At 46.9% G+C, this 5,320-nt stretch carries 6 protein-coding genes; 2 read left to right on the top strand and 4 right to left on the bottom strand.

Annotated elements, in window-relative coordinates; translation table 11 throughout:
• Nucleotides 1–76 precede the first annotated feature (76 nt).
• From ACLFWI_RS26220 to purS, 3 genes are all read right to left on the bottom strand, one after another.
• Nucleotides 77–334 (bottom strand): hypothetical protein, encoded by a 258-nt coding sequence (locus ACLFWI_RS26220; RefSeq protein WP_446415363.1) that lies wholly within the window; start codon nt 332–334, stop codon nt 77–79.
• A gap of 65 nt (nt 335–399) precedes the next feature.
• Nucleotides 400–1,110 (bottom strand): phosphoribosylformylglycinamidine synthase subunit PurQ, encoded by a 711-nt coding sequence (purQ, locus tag ACLFWI_RS26215; protein ID WP_446415362.1) that lies wholly within the window; start codon nt 1,108–1,110, stop codon nt 400–402.
• Entirely contained in the window at nt 1,107–1,388 is a 282-nt protein-coding gene (gene purS / locus ACLFWI_RS26210) for a phosphoribosylformylglycinamidine synthase subunit PurS (protein WP_446415361.1), read from the bottom strand. The genes purQ and purS overlap by 4 nt, the downstream gene beginning before the upstream one ends.
• A 97-nt stretch (nt 1,389–1,485) precedes the next feature.
• Here purS and ACLFWI_RS26205 point away from each other — a divergent pair, with 97 nt between their 5' ends.
• Entirely contained in the window at nt 1,486–1,920 is a 435-nt protein-coding gene (locus ACLFWI_RS26205) for a Fur family transcriptional regulator (protein WP_446415360.1), read from the top strand.
• Between the two features lie 191 nt (nt 1,921–2,111).
• Here ACLFWI_RS26205 and ACLFWI_RS26200 read toward each other — a convergent pair whose 3' ends face one another.
• A complete protein-coding gene (locus tag ACLFWI_RS26200; RefSeq protein WP_446375330.1) occupies nt 2,112–3,701 on the bottom strand; it encodes a glycoside hydrolase family 57 protein in 1,590 nt (529 codons plus the stop codon).
• A 247-nt stretch (nt 3,702–3,948) separates the two neighbouring features.
• On the opposite strand from ACLFWI_RS26200, the gene ACLFWI_RS26195 reads away from it, so the two are divergent.
• Entirely contained in the window at nt 3,949–5,145 is a 1,197-nt protein-coding gene (locus ACLFWI_RS26195) for a histidine kinase (protein ID WP_446415359.1), read from the top strand.
• Nucleotides 5,146–5,320 lie beyond the last annotated feature (175 nt).

Genomic DNA, 5,320 nt, shown 5'->3' with positions numbered 1-5,320 from the left:
AGAATAACTTCGGCTCCGAAAAACTTACTCAAACCTAGCTAAAGCTAAGAGTAAGTTTAGCAATATATTTGACGATTTAGTCAAGCTCTCGTGATGAAGCTGCTTTTGACTCCGCCTCTTCTAACTCAATAATCAAATCAATCAGGTGTCTAGCATAACGAAGCGAATCTGTCAACCCTCGCTCCGTCACTGGATAGCTATAACGAGCAAAATTTTCATCAGGGTGTTGCCAACGTAACCATAACCGTCTGTCAATCATCTTTGTGCTAATTAACCAATCTCGGTAGCGGATTGGTTTGATGGGCAAGCCGGTGTTGGGATTGTCTGAAGTCACTGGCTTTCTTAGGAGTATTGAATGTCACGTTAATTTATGATGTCACAGAGCATAAAGAAATTTGGCTAGACGGGTTGGAGTTGCTGTTGATTCATGAACGCTAATAATCCTTGAAATAATTTGATACCATCGGTACTGCCCAACAAAGGGTCAGATGCCCGTTCTGGATGAGGCATCATCCCCAATATTTTACCCGTGCGATCGCATATTCCGGCAATGTTGTTCACTGAACCGTTGGGATTGCTGGTTTCGTCGATTTCACCGCTGGAATTGGCGTAACGAAAGACAATCTGATTTCCATCTTCGAGGGCTTTCAGGGTGTCTGTATGGGCGTAGTAGCGTCCTTCACCGTGAGCAACGGGCAGTGTGATCATGTCTCCCGTAGAGTAGGCAGACGTCCAAGGAATGTCAGTGCGTTCTATTTTCAAGGGAAGGCGATCGCAAATAAAATGGAGATCTCGATTCCGGACTAATGCCCCCGGTAATAACCCGGTTTCGGTTAAGACTTGAAAGCCGTTACAGATACCCAGGATAAACTTACCCTGTTTGGCGTGGGCAATAACATGGGACATAATCGGCGAAAACTGAGCAATCGCGCCGCAGCGTAGATAGTCGCCATAACTAAAGCCACCGGGTAATACAACCACATCTATGTCAGCAATGTCCGTTTCTTCATGCCAAACCATCCGAGTGGGACAATTGAGCAAATCCTGAGTGACATAAGCAACATCGCGATCGCAGTTTGAGCCCGGAAAAACCACAATACCAAATTTCATGTTGATACCCCTAACTGTACCTGTACTTCATCCAAATCAAATCGATAATTTTCAATCACTGGATTCGCCAAAAGTTGGTCACAGATGCGATCGAGTTGCTCACTGGCTTGGTTTTGATCAGCCGCCGTCAGCATTAACTCAATATACTTGCCGATGCGTACCTGCTTAACATTCGCGATGCCGAGTTGCCCAATCCCGGACTCGACTGCCACGCCAGCCGGATCTAATACAGAAGGTCGCAGTGTAACATAAATTCGAGCCTTATACTGATGATTCACAAGCACCCCCTAGTGGTTTGAGATTACCCTAATTTAAAGTTTGAACTACTAATCCCCAATAGTCCACATCCTTTTTCCTCGATTAACCCCTAAATCTATGAAAGCCCAACGCACCCGTTCTCAAGAGCGAATTTTAAAGTTGCTCAAAACCTTAAATCGTGCTGTCTCTGCCCAGGATATTCATATCGAGTTACGCAAGCGGAAGCAAGGTATGGGTCTAGCCACAGTTTACCGCTCTCTCGACGCCTTGAAACTCGAAGGAGTGGTACAAATACGGACTCTAGCGACTGGCGAATCCCTCTACAGTTTATTGCAGGATCAACACTATCTCACCTGTCTCAATTGCGAGCGATCAATTCCGATCAATGAATGTCCTGTCCACAATTTAGAGACCCAGTTACAAGATAACCACCACTTTCAGATTTACTATCATACCCTAGAATTTTTTGGACTCTGTGAGGATTGTCAAATGGTTGAAGCTGATCAAAACCGTCGTTATAGTGCCAAGGGGATGCACAAGGGAGAGTTTTGAGTTTTGGATCGAGGGATGGCGCGTCACCTGCTGTCAACCCTTCGCCACCCAAAATCCAAGGGAACCTGGTTGGTGTGTAGGGGCGGGTTTGACTATTATCATTTATTCTCTCACCCAGATGCGACTCGCCCCCGCCCCGAAGTAGAGACGTATCATGCTACGTCTCTACTCCCTCCCCTTGTCCCCAATCTTTACAATGGACGATAAACCCGATAGTTAATTTTGGGAAAGATATTATCGATTTCCTCGACTTTTTCTAACCAGCCACTGTCGATTTTACCGATTTTGATATCCTCATACAGCTTATTAAACCGCATCAAGTGCGATCGCGTCCGCCGCACAGCATACGGTACCATGGTTCCCGTCCGCATAATAAACGCCCAGTCCGATGACTGCGCCAGGAGTACCTCTCGCGCCGCCTGGTTGAGTGCTTTCCATTCCAGTTCATCGGCGGGTTCGCGACGCCCTAACTCAATCATCCGTTCCGCTGCTTTGTGCAGGTGAGGATAAATCCAAGCATTGGTTTCATTGAGCCAATATTCATGGAATCCCTTATACCCCCAGCTTGACTGAGAGGGCTTACAAACCTGCTGGGTGGGATTATCCTGCAAATAGTCCGCCAGGTGGGTCATGTCATAAGTCCCTTGGTCATACCAAGACTTACGGAACAGATAATCGATAAACCACGGTCCCTCGTACCACCAATGACCAAACAGTTCCGCATCATAGGGGGACACCACAATCGGCGGACGCTGCATAATTCCTGCCAAATGACCCACCTGCTGTTCCCGGTTAAACATAAAGTTAGCCGCATTTTCAGCCGCTTTTTCTCGCGCCCAATAGGGGTCATACAACGCTTTATCCCCTAATCCTAATCCGCGACCTGTGATCCGGTGATATTTAATTCCTGTATTTTTGCGCTGCCCATTGGGCATAATATAGGGCTTAATGTACTCGTATTCGGCTTCCCAGCCTAAATCCTTGTAAAATTCCCGATATTCGGGTGAACCGGGATATCCTACTTCCGAAGACCACACCTGCTGAGAGGACTCGTGATCTCGTCCAAATGCAGCTACCCCTGTCTCCGTATAAATTGGAGCGTAAGTGCCAAACCGGGGACGGGGACGGGCATACAAGATCCCGTGACCATCGGTGAGGAAATAGCGTAAGCCTGCATCGGCGAGTAATCGTTCCACCCCTTCGTAATAGGCGCATTCGGGTAACCAAATCCCTTTCGGGGGACGCCCAAAGGTTTGCTCATAATGCTCACAAGCCACCTGAATTTGCGCCCAAACAGCTTGGGGATACATCTTCATCAGCGGAAAATAGCCGTGAGTCGCGCCGCAAGTGATGATTTCCAGGTTATTGCTGTCGAGAAATTGTTTAAATGCGGTTATCAAGTCACCCTGGTACTGTTCCCAGGTTTGGCGAATTCGACTGAACTCGTTAACGTAATGTTCAGCGAGGTAGCGGATGTGACCATTATGTTTGTTATGCTCGACTTCCTTTTGAACTAACTCCTCGAGTAGAGCTAGATGTTTGTCATAGCGCTCTTGCAACAGAGGATCTTTTAGCATTGACACCAAAGGGGGTGTCATGCTCATGGTGATTTTAAAGTCCACCCCATCCCGCTTTAACCCTTCAAAGACATGCAGGAGGGGGACGTAAGTTTCGGTGATGGCTTCAAATAGCCATTCTTCTTCCAGAACATAGTCACTTTCTGGATGCCGCACAAAAGGTAGATGGGCATGAAGGACGAGCGCAACGTAGCCGATAGCCATAGTGAATAGAAGTCGTGAATTGCTAGATAACGAAAAGTTTAGGATAGCCTGGGAGGTTTACGGTCATTTAAGATTTTAGGACGAAAGGGACAGCAAAAGGATAGATAAACCTCACAAACCATTCAGTTTTGCGGAAAATCTAAAATAGAGATTAAATTATAAGGAAGCAAAGACCCCCAACCCCTAGGCAGTCAAGTCCAATGTTCTCCTATAATTGCCCCAGTTAAGAGTGCTAACACCCAACTTCATGCAGGTCGCTCATGAGAACTCTCCGGATGGGGAAGCCACCTTACAGCTTCTGCTGTTTGTCGATGAGCGCCCCAGTTCCCGGAAACATATCCATCACATCCGCAACTATCTGGAGTCCTTGAAACAGGACTATCCTTTTGAGCTGATGATTGTCAAGGTGGGAGAACAGCCCTATTTAGCCGAACATTTTAAAATTGTAGCCACTCCAGCCCTGCTAAAGATTCATCCCCAACCCCGACAAACCCTAGCGGGAACGAATTTAGTCGGACAGTTGAACAGCTGTTGGTCACGCTGGCAACGCTGTATTGAAGACTATAAAGATAAAGCCGAGTTAACCCAAGAGGTTGCCTCATCCGCTAACGGGGATATCTCCAGTGAGAATGGCTCATCCGCCAAACCTTCCATGGCATCTTCGGTCGAAGTGATTCAACTCACTGACGAAATTTTTCGCCTCAACCAAGAAAACGCAGCACTGCGGGAAAATATCCATTTTAAAGACCAAATCTTGTCCATGTTAGCCCATGACATCCGCAACCCTTTAACCGCCGCATCCATTGCCTTAGATACCCTGGAATTAGGGAAAAACAACCCCAGTCAATCCCCTGGTTATAAATTGACGCCCACTCTAAAAGCCCGGTTATTTGAACAAGCGCGTATCCAACTCCGTACCATCGATCGCATGATTACGGAAATCCTGCAAGCCGCCAAAGGCAGCAACGCCGACTTTTACGTTAAACCCCGCAAACTGGCTTTAGGACCGTTGTGTCAAGATATTCTCAATCAAATGCACGAGTCTTTCCAACTCAAATCCCAGATAGTGGAAACAGACATTCCCCAGGATTTACCCCCTGTCCATGCCGATAGTGAGTTGGTGCGTCAAGTCATCGTCAATCTGCTAGACAATGCCAACAAATACACACCAAAAGGGGGTAAAATTCAGGTTTCTATGCTGCACCGCACCACCCAAAAAGTTCAAGTCTCGGTCTATGATACAGGTCCGGGTATCCCGGAAGAAAATCGCGATCGCATTTTTGAGAATCATTTCCGACTCAAACGCGATCAAGGCGAGGACGGGTATGGGATTGGTTTATCCTTGTGCCAACGCATAATCCGCGCCCATTACGGTCGCATCTGGGTCGATTCCTCGCCCAAAGGTGGTGGCTGTTTCCACTTTACCCTACCCATTTATCGGTAAACGTCAAAGCGATGTAGAGACGTTCCGATGAAATATCTTTTGTAGGGGCGGGTTTTACCGTTAACCTTTGGTGTTACCCTGATATAACTAAACCCGCCCCGACCTAACCGTTCAATTATCACAAATGACAAATGACAAATGACAAATGACAAATGACAAATGACAAATGACAAAT

Origin of the sequence: Coleofasciculus sp., assembly GCF_046539235.1 — a bacterium.
Lineage (GTDB): Bacteria > Cyanobacteriota > Cyanobacteriia > Cyanobacteriales > Coleofasciculaceae > Coleofasciculus.
Note: the sequence above shows the minus strand (reverse complement) of the source record. Positions and strands in the feature narration are given on the sequence as shown.